This is a genomic window from Streptomyces sp. NPDC047315 (assembly GCF_040643215.1).
GTDB lineage: Bacteria > Actinomycetota > Actinomycetes > Streptomycetales > Streptomycetaceae > Streptomyces.
In genome coordinates this window covers 31,293-52,886 of record NZ_JBEYTZ010000004.1, presented here as the reverse complement: position 1 = coordinate 52,886, position 21,594 = coordinate 31,293, and the positions used below count along the sequence as shown (strand labels likewise).

The window sequence follows — 21,594 nt, the reverse complement described above, 5'->3', positions numbered from 1 at the left end:
CGCCAGCCGGCGGACGGGGCCGTGCGGAGGGAACGTAGCATCAGTGGTTGGCAAGTGCACGACAAGAGGTCGGGTCTTTCGTGTCGTACTTATGAACGGACCGTTGTGAACGGACCGTCAGTCGCGGAAGCGGTCGGTCCCGATGCCGACTCAGTCGGTCGGGTCGGTGGGCGCGTTGTGGGTGGTCCGGTCGATGGGCGGGTCTTGGGCAGCTCGGTCGGTGGGCACGTTCAGGGTCTTGCGGTCGTACGGGGTGGGGCCCGGGCCCGGCAGTCGGAACCGCAGTCGGCAGATCACCGCCTGCGTGTCCCGGCGCACCGCGTGCGCCAGCACCGCGCCCCGCTGGTTCTGGAGCAGCCGTTGCCACCAGCGGTCCGGCTCCACCTCCGGTATCAACACCGTCACCCGGGTGCCGGGGTGGTACTGGTACACCCTCCTCACGTACTGGGACACCGGACGCCCTATGGTCCGGTGCTCCGAGCGCAGCTCCACCAGCTCCACGCCCGGGTTCCACCGCTCCCAGTCGCGGCGCAGCTCCCGCGCCGCCTCCCGGTCCTCCGCGTCGTCGTGGGTGACCGTCACCGCCCGCACCTCGTCGCCCAGGGACACTGCCGCGTTCACCGCCTCGCAGGTGAGCCGGGACAGGTGCGACACCGGCACGATGACCAGGGAGCGGTCCCGGTGCGGGGCCTCGGGCACCCGCCCCAGGCCGATCCGGTCGTCGATGCTCCCGTACGCCCGGTGGACCCGCTCGAAGAGCAGCACCAGCAGCGGCAGCGCGATGACGACCAGCCAGGCGCCCTCGGTGAACTTGGTCGCGGTGACCACGACCGTGCTCACTCCGGTCAGCACGGCGCCCAGACCGTTCAGGGCGGCCTTGAGCCGCCAGCGCGCGGAGCGTTCGGCGCGCCAGTGGACGACCATGCCGGCCTGGCAGATGGTGAAGCCGACGAAGACGCCGATCGCGAACAGCGGCACCAGGGTGTTGGTGTCGCCGCCGGAGAAGAACAGCAGCAGCGCCGCGACCGCGGCCAGCGTCAGCACGCCGTGCCGGTGCACCTCGCGGTCGGCCTTCAGACGGAAGACGTGCGGCAGGTAGTTGTCCCGCGCCAGCAGGGACATCAGCACCGGCAGCCCGCCGAAGGAGGTGTTCGCGGCCAGCGCCAGCAGGACGACCGTGGCGAACTGCACCACGTAGAAGCCCCAGTTGTGGCCGAGCGAGGCGTCCGCGAGCTGCGCCAGCACGGTCACGCCCTCCACCGGCTGGAGGTGGAAGCGGCCGATGAGGATGGACAGCCCGATCAGCATGACGCCCAGGAGCGCGCCGAGCGCGACTTCGGTGCGCTGGGCGCGGCGGGCGGCGGGCGCGCGGAAGGACGGCACGGCGTTGGCGACCGCCTCCACGCCCGTCAGGGCCGAACAGCCGGACGCGAAGGCCTTCAGCAGGAGCAGCGCGCCGACGGTGGTGGCGTCGTCGCCCAGGGCGGAGGCGTGGCCGGCCGCGGTCTGGGTGGACACCGGCGCGCTGCGGAACAGCCCGATCACGATGAGGGCCAGGATCGATCCCACGAACACCGCCGTCGGGACGACGAACGCCTTCGCGGAATCGACGATGCCCCGCAGGTTGATCCCCGTCACCAGGATCAGGACGCCGGCGCACAGCCACAGCCGGTCGTCGTAGAGGGAGGGGAAGGCGGAGGTCAGCGCGGCGACGCCGGCGGTCACCGACACGGCGACGTTCAGGACGTAGTCGAGTACGAGGGAGGCGGCGGCCGTCAGCGAGGTGCGCCGGCCCAGGTGCCGGCGGGCGACCGCGTACGAGCCGCCGCCGTCCGGGAATGCGGCGATGACCTGGCGGTACGAGGCCACGAGCACCGCGAGCAGCGCGGCGATCGCCAGGGTCACGGGGAGGGTGAAGCCCAGCCCGGCCGCGCCGGCGGCGGCGAGGACGAGCACGATGGCCTCCGGGCCGTACGCCACCGATGCCATCGCGTCCAGCGACAGGGCGGCCAGGCCCTGGAGCGAGGTCAGCCGGTGCTTCTCGCGCCGGTCGACCTGCTCTGGCCGGTCCGGCTGGTCTGGCCGGTCTGGCTCAGTGGAGCCGTCGGAGCCGTCGGAGCCGTCGGGTTCGTCGGGTCTGGCGGGGGCGTGCGGAGTCGGCGTGGCCGCGTCTCCGGAGGCTCCCGACGACGTGGACATGCTGGTCATCGTGGTCAATCCCTCCCTGGTGGCCCTCGCCATGAGGGCGGCACCCCAGCGTGAGGGAGCGTTTTTCGCCGTGCGCATCGTTTTGTCATGACTCTTGCGCCCAAAGGGCCGGTCTTCACGGGATGTTGACGCGGGGCGTAGGGAACACGTCAGGAAATCGTCGGGTCGCGGCCGGCGTGCGGGCGACGGCCTACCGTCCGGGCCATGGAGAGTCGAGCCCGCGGCGGCGGTCTGGAGGACGGCGGAGACCGAGACGGTTTCGGCGGGCGCCGGGGAGGCGACGGCGCTTCTGAAGGCGCGGCCTCTGACGGCGGTTCCTCCGGTGCCGGTTCCTCTGGTGCCGGTTCGTCCGGCGGCGGTTCCTCGGGCGGTGGTTCCTCGGGTGACGGGGACGTGCTCGCCGAGGACCGGAGATGGGTCCCCGACCTGTGGGCGGCCGGCTTCTGCGCACTCGCACTCCTCCTCCTGCTCCACCTCGTGGACCTCGGTGCCGGCACCCTCACCGCACCGCGGGGCGCCCTGTGGTGCACCCTGGGCGCCGCCTTGTTCGTCGTGCTGTACCCGCCCCGGGTGACCGCGGGGCCCGACTGGCTGTCGGTGCGCGGTCTGCTGCGGGAGCGCCGGATCGACACGCACCGGCTGGTCCAGGTCGAGCGGCGCGGCGGCGTCGCGCAGCGGGTGGTGCTGCGGGACGCGCGCGGCGGCCGGGTCGAGATCGACCCGAGCACCTTCGCCGACAACCCGCTCATCTGGCACGCGGTGGACGCCGGCGTCCGACGTTCGCGCGCGGCCGGGTTGTTGCGCACCGGCGGCCACACCTTCGACTCGCTCGCCCGGCGGATGGAGCAGTTGGAGGCCGATGCGGCTCGGGCGGTCTTCGAGGCGTCCGACCTGAGGTGAGCGGTCGGCGCGGGTGCGCTGCGGGGGAGCGTCGGATAGTGTGGCCGTCCCCTCGCCCGAGCCGGGCGGGACCGATCGAGGAGGTGGGACCCATCACTGCCGTGACAGATCGGGCGTTCCCCTCGCACGGGCCTGCGGCCCTTTCGGGACACCGGAGCCGGTGACCCGAGGAGCGCCCTTCGTGGTTCCGAAAGGCCGCTCCCATGTCGTACGTTCCGCTGCCCCTTGATCCGTCGGACGCTTCTGTTCCTTCCGCTTCTTCTGCTCCTTCTGCTTCTTCATTTGAGGTGGTCGTCGCGCGGCTGCGCGCGGCCGGGTGCGTCTTCGCGGAGGAGGAGGCGCGACTGCTGCTCGCCGCCGCGGACCGTCGGTCGGACCGACCCGCCGCCCTGGCCGCCCTGGTCGAGCGGCGCGTCGCCGGGCTGCCGCTGGAACACGTGCTCGGCTGGGCCGAGTTCTGCGGACTGCGCGTCGAGGTCGACCCGGGGGTCTTCGTACCGCGGCGCCGTACGGAGTTCCTGGTGCGGCACGCCCTCGTCGCGGCCCGGCCGGGGGCGGTCGTCGTCGACCTGTGCTGCGGCTCCGGAGCCCTGGGCGCGGCCGTGGCCGCCGGCGTCGCCCGAAGGGCCGGGGCCGGGGGCGGGGTTGGAGCGGGGGTTGGAGCCGGAGCGGGGGCCGGGGGCGGGGTCGAACTGCACGCCGCGGACATCGACCCGGCGTCGGTGCGCTGTGCGCGCCGCAACGTGGCGGGCTTCGACGGCCGGGCTTACGGAGGCGACCTGTACGCGGCGCTGCCCGACCGCCTGCGCGGCACCGTGGACGTACTGCTGGCGAACGTGCCGTACGTGCCGACGGACGAGATCGACTTCCTGCCGGCCGAGGCGCGGGTGTACGAGGCGAGGGTCGCCCTCGACGGCGGCAGGGACGGCCTCGACGTGCTGCGCCGCGTTGCGGCCGGGGCGCGGAGCTGGCTGGCGCCGGGCGGCTCGCTGCTGTTCGAGACCGGTCAGCGGCAGACGGCCGCGGCGGTGGAGGCGGTGGTGCGGGGCGGCTTGACCGCGCGGGTCGAGACGTCGGACGAATGGGCGGCGACGGTGGTCATCGGGGGCCGGCCGGGGAGCGGGCGGGAACACCAGCCGTACCGGCCGGGTCCGTCCCGCCCACCGCGTCCGTCGGGTCCTGGACCGGCTTGACGCCGATGAGGTGGGCGAAGGCGACCACATTTCCCTGGTAGCCGCTCTTCTTGTTGAACCCGCCGCCGCAGGTGATCACCCTCAGCTCCGCACGGTCCTTGGCGCCGTACACCTTCGCGTCGGGGAACTCGTCGGCCTCGTACACCTCGATGGCGTCGATGGTGAACACCGCCACCCGTCCGTCCGCCCGCACCACCTCGATGCGGTGGCCCTTCTCCAGGGCGCCGAGTGCGTAGAAGACGGCGGGGCCCTTGGCGTTGTCGACGTGCCCGGCGACGACGGACGTGCCGCGGGAGCCCGGCGGCGTGCCGTTGCGGAACCAGCCGACCAGATTGCCCTGCTCGGCCGGCGGCACCTCCAGGCCGCCCTTCGAATCCAGGCCGAGGCCCGTCATCGGGGCGTCCACGTCGATGTCGGGGACGCGCAGCCGCAGGGGTGCGGACGGCGGCAGCGGGTCGGCCGCGGCGTCCGTGTGCGTGCGGGGGCCGGCGGCGAACGCCTGCGCGGCGGAGGGGGAAGGCGGCGTGACGTTCTGCGCGCCGTCGTGGACGAGCCACAGCCCGGTGCAGACGGCGGCGGCGATGCACCACCCCTTGGCCTGGGAGCCCAACGGTCCTCCGTGGTGAGGGCGTGCGTGAGGTGCATGAGGTGCATGAGGTGCATGTGGTGCTTGCGGTATGTGAGGTGTCTGAGGTGCTAGTTGTGTGGAGGTGCGGTTGTGCCCCGCTCCCGTCGGGCCGAGCTGGGCCGGGGCCGACGGGAGCGGGGACGGGGCGGGAACGTGGGGCGCGCGAGGCGGCCCGTCAGCTGCCCTGCGCGCCTCTCGCCCGACGCCGCAGAAGCAGGGTCCCGCCGGCGGCGGCAGCGGCCAGTACGGCCACACCCACCGCGATCTGGGTGGTGTCCGGGCCCACGCTGCCGCCGAGACCGGTCCGCACGTGGCCACTGGGCTCGTCGTGGCGCTGCTCGCCCGACCCCTGGTTGTCCCGGTCACCCGACTTGTGCCTTATCACCACGTCGCCCGAGCTGCGCTTGCCGTTCTTGCAACGCACTTCGACGCGGTAGCTGCCCGACTCGATGCTGTGGGGCGCCTGGAACTCGCCGACCACGGACTCCCGGTGGGAGCCGGGGGAGAGGTGGAACTCGTCCACCCCGAGCGAACGGGCGTCCCCGGTGCCGTGGCCGTCCTTGCCGCAGGCGGTCGTGTTGACGGTGATCGTCGTGCCGGGCTCGGCGGTGGACGGGAAGACCTCCAGCCGGCCGCCACCGCCGTCCTCGGCGTGCGCTGCCGAGGCGCCGAGACCGAGCCCTATGGTCGCGGTGGCGAGCGCGGCGCTGGACAGCAGGCGGGCGGTGGTGCGCATGGTCTCCTCCGGAGCGCGGCGATGTGGTCCGTCTCCTCCGAGATAAGGCGCCGGCCGCCCCCACCGCATGCTGATAAGTCATCAGATCACGCCCCATTGCCCGGCGTGGCGTCCTGGACGTGGAGCGTCACCGCAGGTCAGGTGGGGTGTCCTGGATTTACCCGCGGCGCGCGCCGATCGGGTGACGCGGCCCGCCGGGCGGGGCCGCGGGGCCGGCTTGACCTCAAGCGGACTTGAGGTCAGAGCCTCTCTCCCATGGACACGACCAAGCGGGAGAACCCGCAACTCGCCCCTGCCCGCTCGCAGTCGGGCTCGAACCCGCACCCGCACCCGCACCCGTTGAGTCTGGCCGTCATCGTCGCCAGCAATCGCCCCGGCCGCTTCGCACCCGTGATCGTCCGGTGGTTCCTACGCCATGCGCAGAACCGCGATGACCTGGACGTCTCCGTCGTCGACCTGGCCGAGCTGGACCTTCCGTCGGCGCTCGGCGTGGCGGCGCCCGAGGGCCTGGCGGGGGTCTCGGCGACCTTGGCGCAGGCCGACGCGTTCGTCGTCGTGACGCCCGAGTACAACCACTCGTACCCCGCGGCCCTCAAGAGCCTGATCGACTGGCACTACGCGCAGTGGCACGCCAAGCCCGTCGCCTTCGTCTCCTACGGCGGGGTGTCCGGCGGCCTGCGGGCCGTCGAGCACCTGCGGCAGGTCTTCGCCGAACTGCACGCCACGACCGTGCGGGACACGGTCTCCTTCCACAACGCCCACGGGGACTTCGACGGCGAAGGGCGCCACAAGGACCCGACGGCCTGCGACGCCGCCGCCAAGGCGCTGCTCGACCGGCTCGCCTGGTGGGCGCACGCACTGCGGAACGCGCGGAGCGAGCGGCCGTACGCCGTGTGACGCACCGCGCGTGCGTACGGTGTGCGCATGACCGACCCCGACCCCGACCCCGCCGACGCCGTCGCCCTGGCCGTGCTGACCACCACCGACAGCGCCGAGAAGGCGGCGGAGCTGGCGCGCGGCGCGGTGGAGGCGGGACTCGCGGCCTGCGCGCAGATCTCCGCGCCCGTCACTTCCGTCTTCCACTGGCGTGACGCCGTCGAGACGACGCAGGAGTGGCAGGTGCTGTTCAAGACGGTGCCGCGGCGGTACGCGGAGCTGGAGGCGCATCTCGTCGCTGCGCACGACTACGACCCGCCGGAGGTCATCGCGCTCCCGGTGATCGCCGCGACCTCGACGTACCTGACCTGGCTCACCTCCGAAACGTCCCCCCGCGCCTGACCCTCGCGCCCCGGTGATGCCTTTTCGCGGCGCCCGCGCCCCTGACTCACCCGCCGTTCCCCTACGGAATCGTTGGTCTCTCCGCGCCCCGGTGGGGGGCTTGTCGCGCAGTTCCCCGCGCGCCTGATTCGCTGCCCCGGGCGGTCACCTGCGAGTCGTCCACAGCGGCTCATTCCGCCCCCTACGCCCGAAGGGCGTGGGATTTTGGGGGCGCGGGGAACTGCGCGAACATGCCCCACCGGGCTGCAGTGACCAACGATCCTGTAGGGGAACGGCGGGTGAGTCAGGGGCGCGGGGAACTGCGCGACAAGCCACCACGGGGCCGCAGCGACCAACGATCCCGCGGCAGAACGGCGGGTTCAGCGGCGCGAGGGACTGCGCGGGTAACCCGTCGCCGGGGCGCAGTGGTCGGCGCTCCCGCAGGGGAAAGCTCGGGCGCGGAAATTCAGGCGCGGCCCAGGAGCGCGAGGAGCCTCGCCTGGTGGCTGTCGCCCGGCGGCGGCTCGACCGGCGGGGCGAACAGACCCGTCTTGGACAGGCCCGACGCGTACGGCGTCACTTCGTCGAGCGCGAAGTTCACCAGATCGTCCGGCAGCCGTTCGGACGCGCCGATCCCCCGCGACAGATCCCACGCGTGCACCACCGCGTCCGTCGTCATCTGGGCGCAGTACGCGACGGCCGGGGTCTCCCCGTACGACAGCCACACGGTCCGCTCCAGCGCGCCCGGCGCGGCGAACGCCTTCCGCGCGGCGCGGGCCGCCGCGTCCCAGACGGCCCGCGGGTCCTTGCCGAGCACGTCGCCCTCGTACGCGTCGCCGACGTCCGCGGGGGTGGCGCCGTCGGTCACCAGGTCGGGCACCCAGAGCTGCTCGGCGGTGAGGTGGTTCACGAGGTCGCGCACGGACCACTCGGTGCAGGGCGTCGGCTCGCCCCACTGGTCGGGCCGCACGGCGTGGACGCGGTCGGTGAAGAGCGCAAGCGCCTCGGCGTGACGGTTGAGCAGGGTCGTCACGTCCTGTTCCAGGTGTGCCATGGGGCCACTGTCGCGCGCCCGGGGTGGCGACGCGAGCCTGCGTCCGTTCGTCAGCGTGTCCGCTCCCGAGGCAGGGGCGGCGTCAGGTCGGCCCCGTCCGGCCCGCGTCAGTCCCCGGCCGACGCCAGCGCCCGGTGCACGCCCGTCTCCTGCGCGCCCAGGAACCGCGGGTCCGGCTTGAGCGCCGCGTCCAACGCCGCCTTGCCCGCCGCCGCCAACTCCCGCGCGCCGCCGTAGTACCAGGTCGCGTCGCGGCGCTCGGCGACCCCGACCCCGTACGCCTCGATGCCCGCCGAGTCGCAGAGCGCGAGGGCCCGTCGGATGTGGAAGCCCTGGGTGACCAGGACGGCGCGGTCGACGCCGAAGATCTCCTTGGCGCGCACGCAGGAGTCCCAGGTGTCGAATCCGGCGTAGTCGCTGACGATGCGGCCGTCCGGCACGCCGCGCTCGGTGAGGTACGTCCGCATCGCGCTGGGCTCGTCGTACTCCTCGCGGCTGTTGTCCCCGGTGACCAGGACCACCTTGACCTTGCCCCGCTCGTACAGCTCGACCGCCGCGTCCAGCCGGTGCGCCAGATACGGGGTGGGGCGGCCCTCCCACAGGCCGGCGCCGAAGACCACGGCCACGTCCTGCGCCGGGACCTCCGCGACCGTACGGATCCGGTCGTGGGAGGACAGGTGCATCCACGTCGCCGGGGCGAGCGCGAGCACGGCCCCGAGCATCGCCGACTGCACCAGCCTGCGCTGACCCCGTCGGGTGCGCGGCAGACCGAGGCGCGGACGCGACCGGTCGGCCCTGCGCGTCCGCACCCGGACGACTGCCGCGGCAGCCCGCGCCGCCACCAGCCGACGGAGGGGGCGAAGCTCGGGACCGAGGCGTCCACGCGGTGCTATCGGTCTCTTCATACCTGGTCAGACGCCTGATGCGGCATTTTGGTTCTCTTTCGCCCGCATTCTGCCGCCCGGCCCTACGCGCCTTCCCCCTGCTCCGACCGTTCCACCGGGGACCAGAGCGCCGGCAGCAGGGAGCGGGCCGCCGCCGTCGCGTACACCGCAGCTACGAGCCACGCAGCGGCGAAGCGGTCCGGGTCGGCGGGCAGCAACCTGCCGAGGCCGTCGCGACGGCGCTCGGCCGCCGCGCCCGACAGGGCCCGTATGCACTCCGCACCCGAGGACAGGCCCACCGCGCGCAGCCGGCCCGGCAACTCGTCGTCCGCGGACGCGGCCATGACCGCCCGGCCGCCGGCGACCGTCCGGTCCACCGCACGCCGCAGGAGGTCCAGTTCCACGGGGAGCGCGGGCTGCGTCGGGTGCCCCGGCTGCTCCAGGTGCGAGTCCACCGGCCGTCGCCCGACGTCCACGGGCAGATGGGAGCGGTTCAACCGGCGCAGCCCGAGGTCCACCCGCACCGGCTCCCCGTCGTGCCCCTGCCAGGCCGCGGCCAGCGCCGCGACGCTGCCCGGCCGGTCGGCGCTCACCCGGGCGATCAACCGCAGCTCCAGCCCGGGGCGGGAGGAGAGCAGTCGGACGTTGGCCGCGTACGGGAGTTCGGCGCGCTCGTCCGGCGCCAGCAGACGCAGCAGCGGGCCGCCGGCGACCCGGAAGCCGTCGGGGGCCACCGTCCCCGTCAGATGGAGCAGGTCCCCGCCCGCGGGGCGGGTCTCGGGCGGGCTGGCCAGCCAGTCCAGCGCCCGGGCCAACTGCTCCGCGGGCGGGCGCTGCCACAGCCCGTCGAGCGGCGGCTCGTGCCAGCGGGCGCCCGCGGCCGTCACGGACCGGATCCGGGAACCTCCGCCGACCCGGCCGTCCGGGGAGACCGTGGGCCCGGTCAGGATCACCGCGCCCCCGTCGCCCCAGTCGCGCAGGGGCAGCGCGCAGCCGCCCGGCACGGGGGTGCCCGCGGCCTGAAGCGCACGCTCGGGGGCGCCGGGCGCGACGTCCGCCACGGTGTGCACCGTGCCGTCGACGGTCACGCCGTAGGCCACCGCGCCCGCATAGCCCGACGCGGTGACGACGGGCTCGGTGAACAGCCCGTACAAGCGCAGGGGCTTGGCCGGCTGGTACGCCCGGCGCGCGGGCGTCACCGCAGCGGCCGGGGAGCGCAGCAGCTCCAACAGCCCGGCCAACTCGGCCGAGAGCTCCGGCAGCCGGAACGCGGGGTCCTGCGAACGGGCCTCGTCGAGCCGGCGGGCGATCCGTACGGCCGCGGCTGCGGGCAGGTGCAGCCCGGCGACCTTCGCCGAGTGCGCGGCGTGCAGCAGCCCGGCCCGGTGCACGGCCCCGGAGCCCGTGACCCCGGCGACCAGCACGTCGGTGGCGGCGCCGCGCAGCGCGGCCACCGCGGTCGACTGGGCGGACGTGAACTCAGCGGTCACGGCGGTGGCGGTGTCGGCAACAGCGGCGTGGGGCGTCGCACCGGTGGGTCCGGACGGGCCCGCGTCCGCCGCCGCGGCCCCGCCGGGGGCGAGTCCGCCGCCCCCGGGGACGGCGTTCCCCGGCAGGTCGTTCCCAGGTGGGTCGTCGAGTGCCGCGGGGTCGGCGACCGCTTCGGCGAGCGGTGCGCTCGACAGCACCGCCGCCCGATGCAGACAGGCCGGCGCCAGCAGACAGCCGCACACCGCGTCCTCGGCGCGGGCCACGACCCCGTCGGTGAGCGTGAGCGTCACCGTCGTCTCTTCGTCCACCCGGATCCGTACGCCGTCGGGCACGGCCTCCACCGGCCAGCCGGTCACCTTCGCCGTCGCCCCGTCCACCCGCTTGCGCAGCCGGGCCGGCAACAGGTCGAGCGCGCCGGCCGCCACGTCCGCGGCCACCGGAGGCAGCGCGCCAGCGATGGGCACCGAGGGCTGAGGGGTCGTCATCGAGAGCTACCTCCCACGCGTTCGCCGACCCAACGGGCCAGCTCCAGAGGGCTGAGTGCGGCGATCGGCATGCCCGCCGCCACCAGCCGGCCCGCCACACCCGTCGAGTAACGGGGCCGGCCCTCGTCGTCCAGCGAGGCACAGCCGAGGACGTGACACCCGGCGTCGACCAGCGCCCGCACCTCGCCGAGCAGCGGACCGACCGGGCCGCCCTCCTCGAAGTCGCTGACCACGACCACCAGGGTCCGGGACGGGACCGTCACCATCGTGCGGGCGTGCCGCAGGCCCCGCGCGATGTTGGTGCCGCCGCCGACCCGGACCTCCAACAACAGGCTCAACGGGTCGTCCACGCGGTCGGTGAGGTCCAGCACCTCCGTGGAGAACGCCAGGAAGTGCGTACTGAGGGCGGGCACCCCGGCGAGGACCGAGGCGGTGAGCGCGGACCAGATCGTGGACGCCTCCATCGACCCCGACACGTCCACGACGAGCACCAGCCGCCAGTCCGTCGACCGGCGCGCCCGGGTGCGGAACACCGGCCGCTCCGGGAGGACCGTCACCGCGCCCGTCCGCCCGTCCCTGCGCGCCGTCGCCAGATTCGCCCGGACCGTACGCGCCAGGTCGAGCGGTCCGCCCGGCCGGCTCGTCGGCCTCGGGTGCGTCAGCCCGGTGAGAGCCGGCCGCAGCCGATTGGCCAGGGCCGCCGTCAACTCCCGCACCAGCGCCGCGACCAGCGGGCGCAGCCGGGCCAACTGGTGCTCCGGCATGCCGCCCGCGTACGACAGCACCGTACGCAGCAGGTCCACGGAGGGCTGCACGGAGGCCGGGTCCAGCTCCATGGCGGCGTCGAGGCGGCCCGTGTCCGCGGCGGCGGCCAACACCTCCTCGCGGACGCCGGGGCCGAAGAGCGCGACCAACTCGTCGGACCACTCCCGCACCCCCGGGAACGACGGCCCGTCGCCCGCGCCTGCCCCCTCGAACTCCTCGTCGCCGAGGGAGCCCTCGCCGCTGCCGCGCCCGTACAACTCGTCCAGTGCCGTGGCGGCGCGCCGCGCCTGGCCGCTCAGTCCCCGGCTGCGGCCGAGGAGCAGCCGCCACCGCTCGCCGGGCGACAAGGCACGGTCATCCGTATCGGTCGGGCTCTCAACCCGCGGGGCGGGTGCGACGGTCGGCGCACCGACGGTCGGCGCCTCTGCCTCAGGGGCGCGTACGGCCAACCCCCGCGCCGCCAGGGCCTCCCGACCCGCTTGGTCCGCCAACGCCAGCAAGGCCAGCGCCGCCGGGTCCGTCACCGGGCCGGACAAGGCGCCTGCTGCCGTGCCCGTACGGTCCTCCACCACCGCGAGCAGCCGCGAACGGGCAGCGGGCGACAGCACGTCGAACCCGGCCCGCAGCGCCGGGAGACGATCCAAGAAGGCCCGGTCCGAGAAGGACTCCACCCGCTCCAACAGCGGATCGAGCGCGCTACCGGTCTCCAGGAGCGGCCCCGCCCCCACGAGCGCGCCCCGCAGGACGTCCGTGAGCTGCGCCCGCAACTCGCGGGAGGTCGCGCCGTCCGCCCGCGACGCCAGGCGGGCGCCGAACGAAGCGGCGTCCTGCTGCCCCAGCAGCACCCGCGCCGCCCCCGCGGCCCCCTTCATCAGCGCCGTGCCGTCCGACTCCAGCCGGGCCAGCGCGTCCACCAGCCGCAGTCCGCCGCCGACCCCGGCCCCCCGGTCCACCAGCGCGAGCAGAGCACGGGCGTCCGACGGATCGGTCGATCCGGCGAGCCCGTCGAGCGCGCGCACCCCCGCCGTCGTCAGCTCCTCGTGCGCCCCGTCCACCGCCGGGCGCTCCCAGTCCGCCTCGATCCCCGGCACATGGCCGGACCTGATCCGCTCCAACAGGGACATGCCGTCCAAGAGCTCCGGCAGGGTGCCCGTGGCGGGCAGCAGCTCGGCCAGCTCGGCGAGGCGCTGCGCCGCCAGGGCCGGCAGCACGCACCGCGTCGCCTCCGCCAGACCGCCGACGGCGTCCCCCGCCGTAGGCCCGCCGCCGCGGTGCTCCGCGGCGCCGCGGCGGCGCAGGACGCCCTCCGCCGCCTGCTCCAGGGTCACTCCGTGCACCCCGGCCACATCGAGCATCGCCGCGGTCGACGGCGACCAGGACACGGCCCACCGCGTGGTCAGCGCGGTCGCGTCGCCCACCGTGGCGACGGCGGACTCCTCCCCGTACGGCACCCCGCAGACCGCGAGCCGCCGCAGACAGACCTCCCGGCGCCGGTCGAGGTCGCTGCGCAACACGTCGAGCCGCAGCTCGCGGCGGTCCGACGCGTCCGGCCCCGGGAGCTTCAACTCGCTCAGCAGCGCCTCGACCGACGGCCCGAGGCCCGAGCGCGGGGTGTCCGGCGCGAGCCGCCCCGTACGGCTCCCGACCAGGACGTCCTCCATCGCCGCTGCCACGACACGGCCGCGCCCCAGCAACTTGCCCTGGGTGAGCACGGTCTGCACGGCCTCGGCCAACTCGCCGCGGCCGGCCGCCGGAAGCCCGCGCAGCGTCGCCAGGTCCCGGGCCACCCGCACCACTTCACGGGCGTCGGCCGGACCGCTGGGGTGCCCCGCGGCCCGTACGGCAGCGCAGATCCGCACCGCCGTCGCGGTCAGCAACTCGTCCAGCAGCGCCGGGTCGCCCCCGGTGCGGAACACCCCGTCCTGCCACTCCGGATCCCGGATGCCCGCCGGATAGCCCGACCGCTCGTCGAGCAGCGGATACGCGTACGGCACCAGGGACGTGACCACCTCCTCCACCGGTGCACCGCGCTCCGCCCTCGGCCGCGCCTCCGATTCCAGGGCCGGGGCCGAAGGCGCGGCGGAGGCGCCGACCAGGGCGGGTGCGTGGAACGCGCCGATCACCGCCGCGGCACGCCGGTCCCCGCGCTCGGCCAACCGCCGCCGCATGTGCGCCTCGCGCCGCAGGTCGTACGGGTCGACCGCACCGGGCGGCGTCCGCTCGTCCTCGCGCAGCGCCCAGCCGACGAGCAGCGCGGCCCGCCGCAGCGCCTCGGGCGCACAACCGGGGGCGGCGGCCTCGACCAGCCGGTCCCACAGGTCGTCCCCGGGGCGGCCACCGGCGCGGGCGCGCAGCGCCGCCGCGAACCCGGGGCCGGGCCCGTCCGCACCGGAACCGTTGGAGCCTTCGCCGGGCACGGCCGTACCCCGGCGGCCCTCCGCGCCGTGCCGGGCCGCGAGCGGCAGGTCGAAGGGGACGACCTCCACCCCGGCCTCCCACGCCCACCGGATCGCCGCCAACTCCGGCGAGAACGCCGCAAACGGCAGGAACACCAGGTCAGCACCGCTGCCCGCGAGCGCGACCGGCGGCACCGTCCGCGGGTCGGCCAGATGCTCCAGCCAGGGCGCGAACTCCTCCGGCAGCTCGACGAACACCACCTCGGGCGCCGCCTGCTCCAACAGCGCCGGCACGGCCGCCGCCAGCGCGGGGGAGTGGTGCCGCACCCCGATGAGGTACGGCTCCCGACACCCCGCGAGCACGCCCGCCGCTTCGGTGGGCGACCAGCCGCCGGGCCCGGCGCCGGAGGGCTCCGCCGCGGGGTCACCCGAGGTCATCGCGCAGCTCCCACAGCGTCCGCCACAGCGGTGCACCGCCCTCCGCCCGACGCCGCACCGGCCCGTCCCAGTAGCCCAGGAGCCGGGCGTGGTCGGCGGGGTCGTCCTTGCGGACCGTGCCCAGCAGATGGCCGGGCAGGGAGCGCACCACGTCCCGGCCGTCACCGAGGTACGCCGCGCCCAGCCCCATCGCCGTGGCCACGTGCACCGCCTCCGCGGTCGACATCACCGTCGACGGCCGTTCCACCTCCCAGCCCTCCGTGCTGCGCCCGGAGCGCAGGTCCCGAAACGCCGTGACCAGGGCTTCCAGCACCGCTTCGTCCACCCCGAACGTCGCCCCCGACCGCGCCAGCGCGGCCGTGGCCTGCGCCTTCACGAGCGCGGTCTCGGCGTCCACGTCGTCGATCGGGCCGACCTCTTCGAAGTTGAACCGCCGCTTCAGGGCCGCGGACATCTCGGAGACGCCCTTGTCGCGCAGGTTCGCCGTGGCGATGAGGGTGAACCCGGGTGCCGCGTGCACCGTCCCCTCCGCCGCGCCTTCACCCGACAGCTCCGGCACGGCCATCCGCCGCTCCGACAGCAGCGACACCAGGGCGTCCTGGACCTCCGGCAGACAGCGGGTGACCTCCTCGACGCGGGCGACCGCACCGGTGGTCATCGCGGTGAGCACCGGGGAGGGCACCAGGGCGGCCCGGCTGGGCCCCTGCGCCAGCAACATCGCATAGTTCCAGCCGTAGCGGAGCTGGTCCTCGGTGGTGCCCGCGGTGCCCTGCACCGTGAGCGTGCTCGTGCCGCACACGGCTGCGGACAGCAGCTCCGACAGCATCGACTTGGCCGTGCCCGGCTCGCCGACGAGCAACAGGCCCCGCTCGCCGGCGAGCGTCACCACGCACCGCTCCACCAGCGCGCGGTCGCCCACGAACTTCCGCTCCACCACCAACTGCTGCCCGTCCGGGGCCCGCAGCGGCTCGTCCCCCGAGCCGCAGACGAAGAGCACCACCGCGCGGGGCGTCATCCGCCAGCCGGGCGGCCTCGGCCCCTCGTCGTACGCAGCGAGGAACGCCAACTCCCGCGCGTACCGGTCCTCCGGCAGCTCCATCTGCCGTGCCCCCGGCTGCGGCTCCTGCGACTGCCGCGGCAGCCCCGTTCCGTTCCCGCTCATCGCGAACCTCCCCTGGACCTGCGTCCCTTGAACTCCTCGAACCCGGGCGGATCCCCGGCCACCACCCGCTGCCACGCCGCCGCGTACAACTCGGCCACCGGCATGTCCGGCACCACGAAGCCCTCGTGCCGCCACCAGGGCACCAGCTCCGTCTTCCACGTCTCGACGGGGAGCTTCGGCGCCTTCGCCTCCAGCCAGCCCCCGGGCAGGAAGAGCGACCGGCCGGCGCGCGCACGCTTCGCCTCCACCACCAGGTCCGTGGCCGCCAACTCGGCGCGGGCCTTCTTCAACCGTGCCGGCTTCCAACCGGTCCACTCCGCCTGGTTGCGGTCCGTGGGGTCGGGCAGCGCCAGCAGCATCAGATACAGGGCCGCCGCGTCCTCCCCGACGCCCAGCTCCCGCGCCGCCGCCCCCACCAGCTCCGGCGCCCCGTTCGTCGGGCACTGGGCCGCCCCCGGCGTGCCGTCGGCCGTCACCAGGGCCTCGAACTCCGGGCTGAGCAGCGCCCGCAGCGCCATCAGATACGGCCGCTCACCCGCGGTTCCCAGGAGCAGCTTCACCGCGGGGTGGTCGGCTCCGGCGCCGGGGGCCGCGTCCGCCGCCGCCATCAGGGCGGCGGGGCGCACCCACACGTCCTCCCACCCCGAGTAGTACTGCTTGGGCAGCAGGACCAGCCCCTCGGCCAGCTCGGCGAACCCCTTCGTGCCCTCGGGCCGCTCCCCGAAGCCGTACGCCTTGCGCAGCCGCTTCGATGTGGCGTTGCCCTCGGAGTCCCAGTCCACGGAGAGGTGGAGGAGCAGCCCGGGATCGCGCAGCCGCTCCCGCAGCATCCGCAGGGTGACGGGCAGCACCTCCCGCAGCGGATCGCCGAACGGCAGCCGGTACGCCAGCCAGCGCAGGGTGGTGACGTACGCGCCCAGGTCAGCGCCCGTGAGCAGCTTCTCGCGCTCCACCGGGACCAGGGACTCGTCCTTGTCGAGCTTCTGCTCGGTACGGCCGGTCAACTCCGGCTGCACCTCCGGGTTCAACGCGCGGTCCAGCAGGGAGGCGGGGCCGAGCTCCGCCACCGCGCGGCCCGTCAGCCACGGGGGCACCGCCCGCTGCTTGCCGCGCGCCGCGACCCACGCCGAGGCCAGCGCCGCCACATCCGGGCCGGCGTCCCACAGTCCGTCGATCCGCTCCGGCTCCAGCGGCAGGAGCAGGCTCGTGTAGTGCTGCCGCTCGCCCGGGTCGAGCTGGCTCACGACGCCCCGTGCCGCCTTGGCGTCGGCCGACTTCAGCCCCAGCGGCGCCAGGCACTCGGCCGGCAGCAGCCCTTCCCGGCCCGAGTCGGCGACCCCGGGCAGCCCCAGCGTCAGCAGTGCGCCCACCGCCGGGTTCGTCCCCGTCTCCGCGGCGAACTGCACGATCGGCCCGGTCAGATAGGGCAGCGGCCCCTGCGCGCGGACCGCGGCCACCATGTGCCGCACCGCGTCCGCCCGCAGCGGGTCGTCCGGGGCTCCCAGGACCTGCGACTCGGCGACGGCGAAGCCGTCCCACGCCCCGAACTCTCCGGCCGGGTCGTATTCGAGGCACTTGTAGCGCGACAGGTCGTCCCCGGCGTAGCGACGGTCCAGGAAGACCAGCCGGCGCGCGCCCTGCTGCTGCACCTGCCCGAGCATCTTGGTGAACGTGCCGGGCTTGAGCGACTTGAGGTGCACCGTCCGCAGCCGCCCGCGCGGATCCGCGAGGACGGCGTCCCCGTCCGCCCGCACCTGCAGCACGGCGTCCAGCAGCTCCAACAGAGCGGCCCGTTCGACGTCGGGCAGTTGCGAGGAGCCCGCGCGCACGGCAGCAGCGGCGACACCCGGGCCCACGAGCGTCAGCCAGGCCACGTTGGTGGCGGAGCCGTCCTCGCCCTCGGCCCCGTCGGCTTCCTCGGCGCCCAACGCCCGCCGCACCAGGTCGACCTGGCCCATCGCGGTCACCGTCCGCTCGTCACCCGAGTGGTAGGTGTACACGCTGCCGGTGTCGACGAGCCCGGCCAGCGCCGTCCGCAACCGCCCGTCGAAGGCGTACTCGGTCTTCGAGGCCGCGGAGGGGGCGGCGTCCTGCGCCCGGCGTCCCTGCTCGGCCCGCTCGGCGAGTTCGGCGACCCGGCGGGCGAACTTCGCCGCCTGCTCCACGAAGGAAGCCACACCGGTCACCAAGCTCGGGTGCGTGACCTGCGGAAGCAGCTCGCGCACGGCGTCCTGTGCGGGCGCGCCGCCCACCACAGCCGCGATCAGCTTCCCGGCCGCCGCGTCGGTCACCTCCCGCAGCGCCGCCGACCCGGCCTCGTCCCGGGCACGCAGCGCGTGCCAGTACGCGATGGGCGGCACGACCGCGGTGCCTGCGGCGTAGGTGTCGCCCTGGGCGCCCTCGGCGACGGTGGACAGCAGCAGCCCGCGGTCGTCGTGGAACTCGATCCGCGCGCCGTGGCCCCGGACCTCGCGCGGGTGCAGGACGGCACCCGCGGGCAGCCGCATCGGCGGCGTCGACACCGCTTCCGTGCGGTACGAGAACCGGGACGCCTCCTTCTTGACGGCCGCGGAAGCCCGGCTGCCGTCCACCGAGCAGGCGGTCACGGTGGTGGAGCCCGGCTCCGACCGCACCCACCAGCCGAGGAGCCCGTCCCGAGTGCCGAACGGGGATCCTTCGAGGCCCGGCTGCACCGGCAGCAACCGGCAGTGCTGCTCCACCAAGGATCCGCCGGCGCCGAGCGCCGAGTCGAAGAACGACGGCATCGACACCCTGCCGCGGCGGGCCGTCACCGGGTCGTAGTCCCACCACTTGCCCTCGTGGAGCACCCACAGCGACACCCCGTCCGATGCGACGGCACGCCACTCCTCCGCGAAGGAGGTGTCGCCGGGCCGGACGGGGCGGGCGCCGAACGTACGGCTGCCGTCGGCCAGCTCCAACGACGGGTACTGGTAGGCGACATAGCGGTCCGGCACCGTGCCGACGGGAGGGAACACCTCTGCCGGCCGTCCCGACCAGCGGGCCCTGCGGTCCTCGCCGGCGCCGCTCACGGTCAGCCACTGCCCGCCGACGTACCGCACGACGGGGGTGTCCCAGCCGTACTTCTTGGCCGACGGCAGTGAAATCGTCAGCCGGTCAAGCACCTTCTCGGGGCCGACGACGACGGCCTGCATCCCCAGCCGGACGATCAGCCCGGGCCAGGCGTCCGACATCCGGTACCAGTCGTCGTGGTGTCCGTGGCCGGAGCGCTCGCCCTCGGACGCGGGCACGCCGAGCTCCGCGAGGCCCTCCTCCAGCGCAGGCCAGCCCAACTCGTCCCAGACGCCGGTGCGCAGGGTGTGCCCGAGTGCCGCGGCGGGGGAGAACGAACCGATCCGGGCCAGGGCCTGCGGGGCGGTCGCCAACACGGGCGCACTGGCGAAGGGGGCGAGCCGCTTCAGCAGCTCCTCGACGCCCGGCAGGCCGATCGGCTCGGCGAGTTGGGCCGCCCGGTCGTCGAACCATCCCACCAGCACCGTGCGCAGTACGGGATGGTCCGCGACCTGCTGGAGCAGGGCGGCGGAGCCACGGCCCCGCGTCAGGTTCTCCAGCCCGGCACGGAGCTTGGGGGCGAACCGCGGATCCGCGGCCAGCGCCGCCAGGTCCCGGCGCCCGGCCTCGGGCCCGGTGAGCCAGCTGTCCAGGTCCAGGGAGTCCACGTCGTCCCCCGGCGGCGCGACCGGCACGCCCCGGGCCAGGCACAGGTCGAGGACGTCGAGGTCGACGCTGGCGCGCCAGCCGGAGCGCACCAGCCGCACCGGGACGCCGTCCGCCACCAGCCGGTCAGCCAGCCGCTCCACCAGCACGAGCTCGTCCTCGATGCGGGCCGTCGCACGCCAGCCCCGCTGCCGGTGCTCCGCCCACGCGGACAGCCACGGGGCCGCCGGGACCGTGCCGTCCAACAGCAGGTCCACCGCGCCGCACGCCTCCAGCAGCGCCAGCCACGAGGCGTCGAACGTCTCCGGGCTGTCGCCGCCCGTCTTCGGCAGCAGGGCCAACAGCCGCCGGCGCACGGCCTCGTCCTTTGCCGCCAGCACCTTCAGCGCCGGCAGCGCCGACTTCCAGAACCCGCCCGCCGCGCGGTTCACCGCGTCCGTTTCGATGATCTCCGTCAGCAGGGAGCGCTCCACCTCCAGCGCGTCGAGCCCCGCGCCCTTCGCCAGCCGCCGCAGGTCCTCCAGCATTCCGGCGTACGGGGTGAGCCCCGATGCGCAGCGCTGCGAACAGACCGTGCGGAACTCCGCGAACGCCCGCTCCGCGGGAAGGCGCTCCGCCAGCCCCTTCGCGTACTCCCGCAGCACCTTGGCGCTCAGCGCGCCCGCCCCGGCGAACTCCAGGAAGACCTCCCGCAGCCGCTCCTCGTCCACCGGCAGGGCGTGCCGCTGCTCGGCGGCGCGCGCCTTGCCGAAGAAGGTGGACGCCGTCTGCTGCGCCTCCGTCGCCAGGAACAGCCGCGCCACCTGCTCGTAGTACGTCGGCAGGAACTGCGGCACGGAACGGTCCAGGCGGCTTCCGATCTCGTCGAAGCCGTCCTTCGCCTGCCCCGGCTTGGTGGCCACGAGACGGGCCAGCCGCTCCATCTCCTTGACCACGGCCAGGGCGTGGTGGCCGTTCTTCGGGTCGTGGACCAGGGCCCAGGCGGGGAACCCGAGCGACTGCCGGCGCACCAGGCCCACCGGCTGCGCGCCGGTGCCCTCGAAGCCCAGGTACTCCAGCGCGAGGTCCTCGGCAGGGCCGATCGACTCCGGCACCAGCCGCACCACCGTGCGCCCGTCCAGCGCCGGATGGACGAACGACCGCGCCGTCAGCACATCGCTCTGGTCGCCCTCGGCGGCCCCAGGATCCGCTGCCCCTCCGGAGGGTCGGCCACCGGATCTCGCCGCGCCCCGCGGCCCCTTGACGTCGGGTGAGCCCACGGCGCCCGAGGCGTCCAGCGGCAGCACCGCACCCGCCGCCAGCAGCGCGCTCGCCACCTGCTCGGCCCGATCCACCGTCCCGTTCCCCGTCCCGTCCATGGCCTTCCCCACCGTCGACACCTGCTTCCCGCCTTCCGTGCCCGTCGCCCCGCTCACCGCAGCGCCTCTTCCTCGTCCTCGACCACGCGGCTCGCGTAGATCAGCGCCGCCATCCGGACGCCCTCGGACCAGGCGACCGGCCCCACCTCGGCGAGCGGCAGCCGGCTCCCGCCCTCACCGAGCCAGGCCAGCCCGCCCGTCATCGCCTCCGCGTCCGGATAGTCCGCGCCGAGCCAATACGACGCCTCCAGCGGGCGGCCGTCTTCCACCAGCGGGCACACGGCCCGGCCGTCCCGCACCCGGTAGCCCAAGGTGGTCGCGCGGGCGGTGGCGTGCCGCAGCTGGTGGAACCGGCCGTTCTGATACGTCTCGCAGACGTCGCCCGAGACCGGCTCCGGCCGCCGCCACACCTCCCGGAACAACTGCTCCACCCGCTGCTCCACGCCCAGCTCGACCGCGAACTCCCGCAGGTCCTCCAGGTCGTCGAGGAGGACCGGATGCGGCACGAGCACGGTGGCGCAATCCAGCCGCACCGAATCACCGTCGAGGTCCACGATCCCCAGGCCCCGGGACGCGTCCGCATCGCGCAGGAACCCCGCCCGCGCCATGTCCGCCGCCCCGTCCTCCGCCACCGGGGCGACCACCAGGTCCCGCAGCGCGGACTGCCACACGGCGTCCGGCCAGACCCTGGCGAGCAGCTCCACCGGCACCGGCAACGAGCGCACCAGCCAGGCGTCCACCTGCTCGCGACACTCGCGCTCATGGCGCTGCAACCACTCCGACAACTGACGCAGCTGCACGACGACGGCGTCGTCCTTCAGCTTCGGCGGCACCTGCTTCAGCTGCCGACCCGCCCCATTCCTGCACAGCACTTCGCTGCCGTCCAGCGACACGGTGTACCCACCGCTCTGTGTCTCGATCCAGCCCATGGCGAGACCGCCTC

14 protein-coding genes are annotated in these 21,594 nt (G+C 74.7%); 4 read left to right on the top strand and 10 right to left on the bottom strand.

Annotation, left to right across the window (positions count from 1 at the left end):
- Window positions 1–150 precede the first annotated feature (150 nt).
- A complete protein-coding gene (locus ABZ842_RS05335; RefSeq protein WP_361531970.1) occupies window positions 151–2,208 on the bottom strand; it encodes an APC family permease in 2,058 nt (685 codons plus the stop codon).
- Window positions 2,209–2,412: 204 nt separating this feature from the next.
- On the opposite strand from ABZ842_RS05335, the gene ABZ842_RS05330 reads away from it, so the two are divergent.
- Window positions 2,413–3,108 (top strand): hypothetical protein, encoded by a 696-nt coding sequence (locus ABZ842_RS05330; RefSeq protein ID WP_361531964.1) that lies wholly within the window; start codon window positions 2,413–2,415, stop codon window positions 3,106–3,108.
- Window positions 3,109–3,311: 203 nt separating this feature from the next.
- Window positions 3,312–4,301, top strand: a complete 990-nt coding sequence (locus ABZ842_RS05325; protein ID WP_361531961.1) for a putative protein N(5)-glutamine methyltransferase — start codon at window positions 3,312–3,314, stop codon at window positions 4,299–4,301.
- Here the strand turns inward: ABZ842_RS05325 and ABZ842_RS05320 are convergent.
- Together ABZ842_RS05320 and ABZ842_RS05315 are read right to left on the bottom strand one after the other, a co-directional pair.
- A complete protein-coding gene (locus ABZ842_RS05320; protein WP_361531958.1) occupies window positions 4,207–4,911 on the bottom strand; it encodes a class F sortase in 705 nt (234 codons plus the stop codon). The two genes, ABZ842_RS05325 and ABZ842_RS05320, sit on opposite strands and share 95 nt — an antisense overlap.
- A 193-nt stretch (window positions 4,912–5,104) precedes the next feature.
- A complete protein-coding gene (locus tag ABZ842_RS05315; RefSeq protein ID WP_361531955.1) occupies window positions 5,105–5,665 on the bottom strand; it encodes a hypothetical protein in 561 nt (186 codons plus the stop codon).
- 255 nt (window positions 5,666–5,920) lie between these two features.
- Between ABZ842_RS05315 and ABZ842_RS05310 the strand changes: the two genes are divergently transcribed.
- Window positions 5,921–6,562 (top strand): NAD(P)H-dependent oxidoreductase, encoded by a 642-nt coding sequence (locus tag ABZ842_RS05310; protein ID WP_361531952.1) that lies wholly within the window; start codon window positions 5,921–5,923, stop codon window positions 6,560–6,562.
- A 27-nt stretch (window positions 6,563–6,589) separates the two neighbouring features.
- A complete protein-coding gene (gene cutA, locus ABZ842_RS05305; protein ID WP_361531949.1) occupies window positions 6,590–6,943 on the top strand; it encodes a divalent-cation tolerance protein CutA in 354 nt (117 codons plus the stop codon).
- A 445-nt stretch (window positions 6,944–7,388) separates the two neighbouring features.
- Here cutA and ABZ842_RS05300 read toward each other — a convergent pair whose 3' ends face one another.
- From ABZ842_RS05300 to ABZ842_RS05270, 7 genes are all read right to left on the bottom strand, one after another.
- Window positions 7,389–7,976 (bottom strand): TIGR03086 family metal-binding protein, encoded by a 588-nt coding sequence (locus ABZ842_RS05300; protein WP_361531946.1) that lies wholly within the window; start codon window positions 7,974–7,976, stop codon window positions 7,389–7,391.
- A gap of 107 nt (window positions 7,977–8,083) precedes the next feature.
- Window positions 8,084–8,818, bottom strand: coding sequence for an ElyC/SanA/YdcF family protein (locus tag ABZ842_RS05295; RefSeq protein WP_361531944.1), 735 nt, complete (start codon window positions 8,816–8,818; stop codon window positions 8,084–8,086).
- A 125-nt stretch (window positions 8,819–8,943) separates the two neighbouring features.
- On the bottom strand, window positions 8,944–10,836 hold the full coding sequence (locus tag ABZ842_RS05290) for a hypothetical protein (protein ID WP_361531941.1): 1,893 nt from the start codon (window positions 10,834–10,836) through the stop codon (window positions 8,944–8,946).
- Window positions 10,833–14,435, bottom strand: a complete 3,603-nt coding sequence (locus ABZ842_RS05285; RefSeq protein ID WP_361531938.1) for a DUF5682 family protein — start codon at window positions 14,433–14,435, stop codon at window positions 10,833–10,835. Before ABZ842_RS05285 ends, ABZ842_RS05290 begins: the two co-directional genes overlap by 4 nt.
- Window positions 14,422–15,597 carry an AAA family ATPase gene (locus ABZ842_RS05280; RefSeq protein ID WP_361531935.1) on the bottom strand — a complete coding sequence of 392 codons (1,176 nt, stop codon included), beginning with the start codon at window positions 15,595–15,597 and terminating at the stop codon, window positions 14,422–14,424. Before ABZ842_RS05280 ends, ABZ842_RS05285 begins: the two co-directional genes overlap by 14 nt.
- A complete protein-coding gene (locus tag ABZ842_RS05275; protein ID WP_361531932.1) occupies window positions 15,594–20,708 on the bottom strand; it encodes a hypothetical protein in 5,115 nt (1,704 codons plus the stop codon). The genes ABZ842_RS05280 and ABZ842_RS05275 overlap by 4 nt, the downstream gene beginning before the upstream one ends.
- Window positions 20,705–21,580, bottom strand: a complete 876-nt coding sequence (locus ABZ842_RS05270; RefSeq protein ID WP_361531929.1) for a DUF4132 domain-containing protein — start codon at window positions 21,578–21,580, stop codon at window positions 20,705–20,707. Before ABZ842_RS05270 ends, ABZ842_RS05275 begins: the two co-directional genes overlap by 4 nt.
- Window positions 21,581–21,594: the final 14 nt, after the last annotated feature.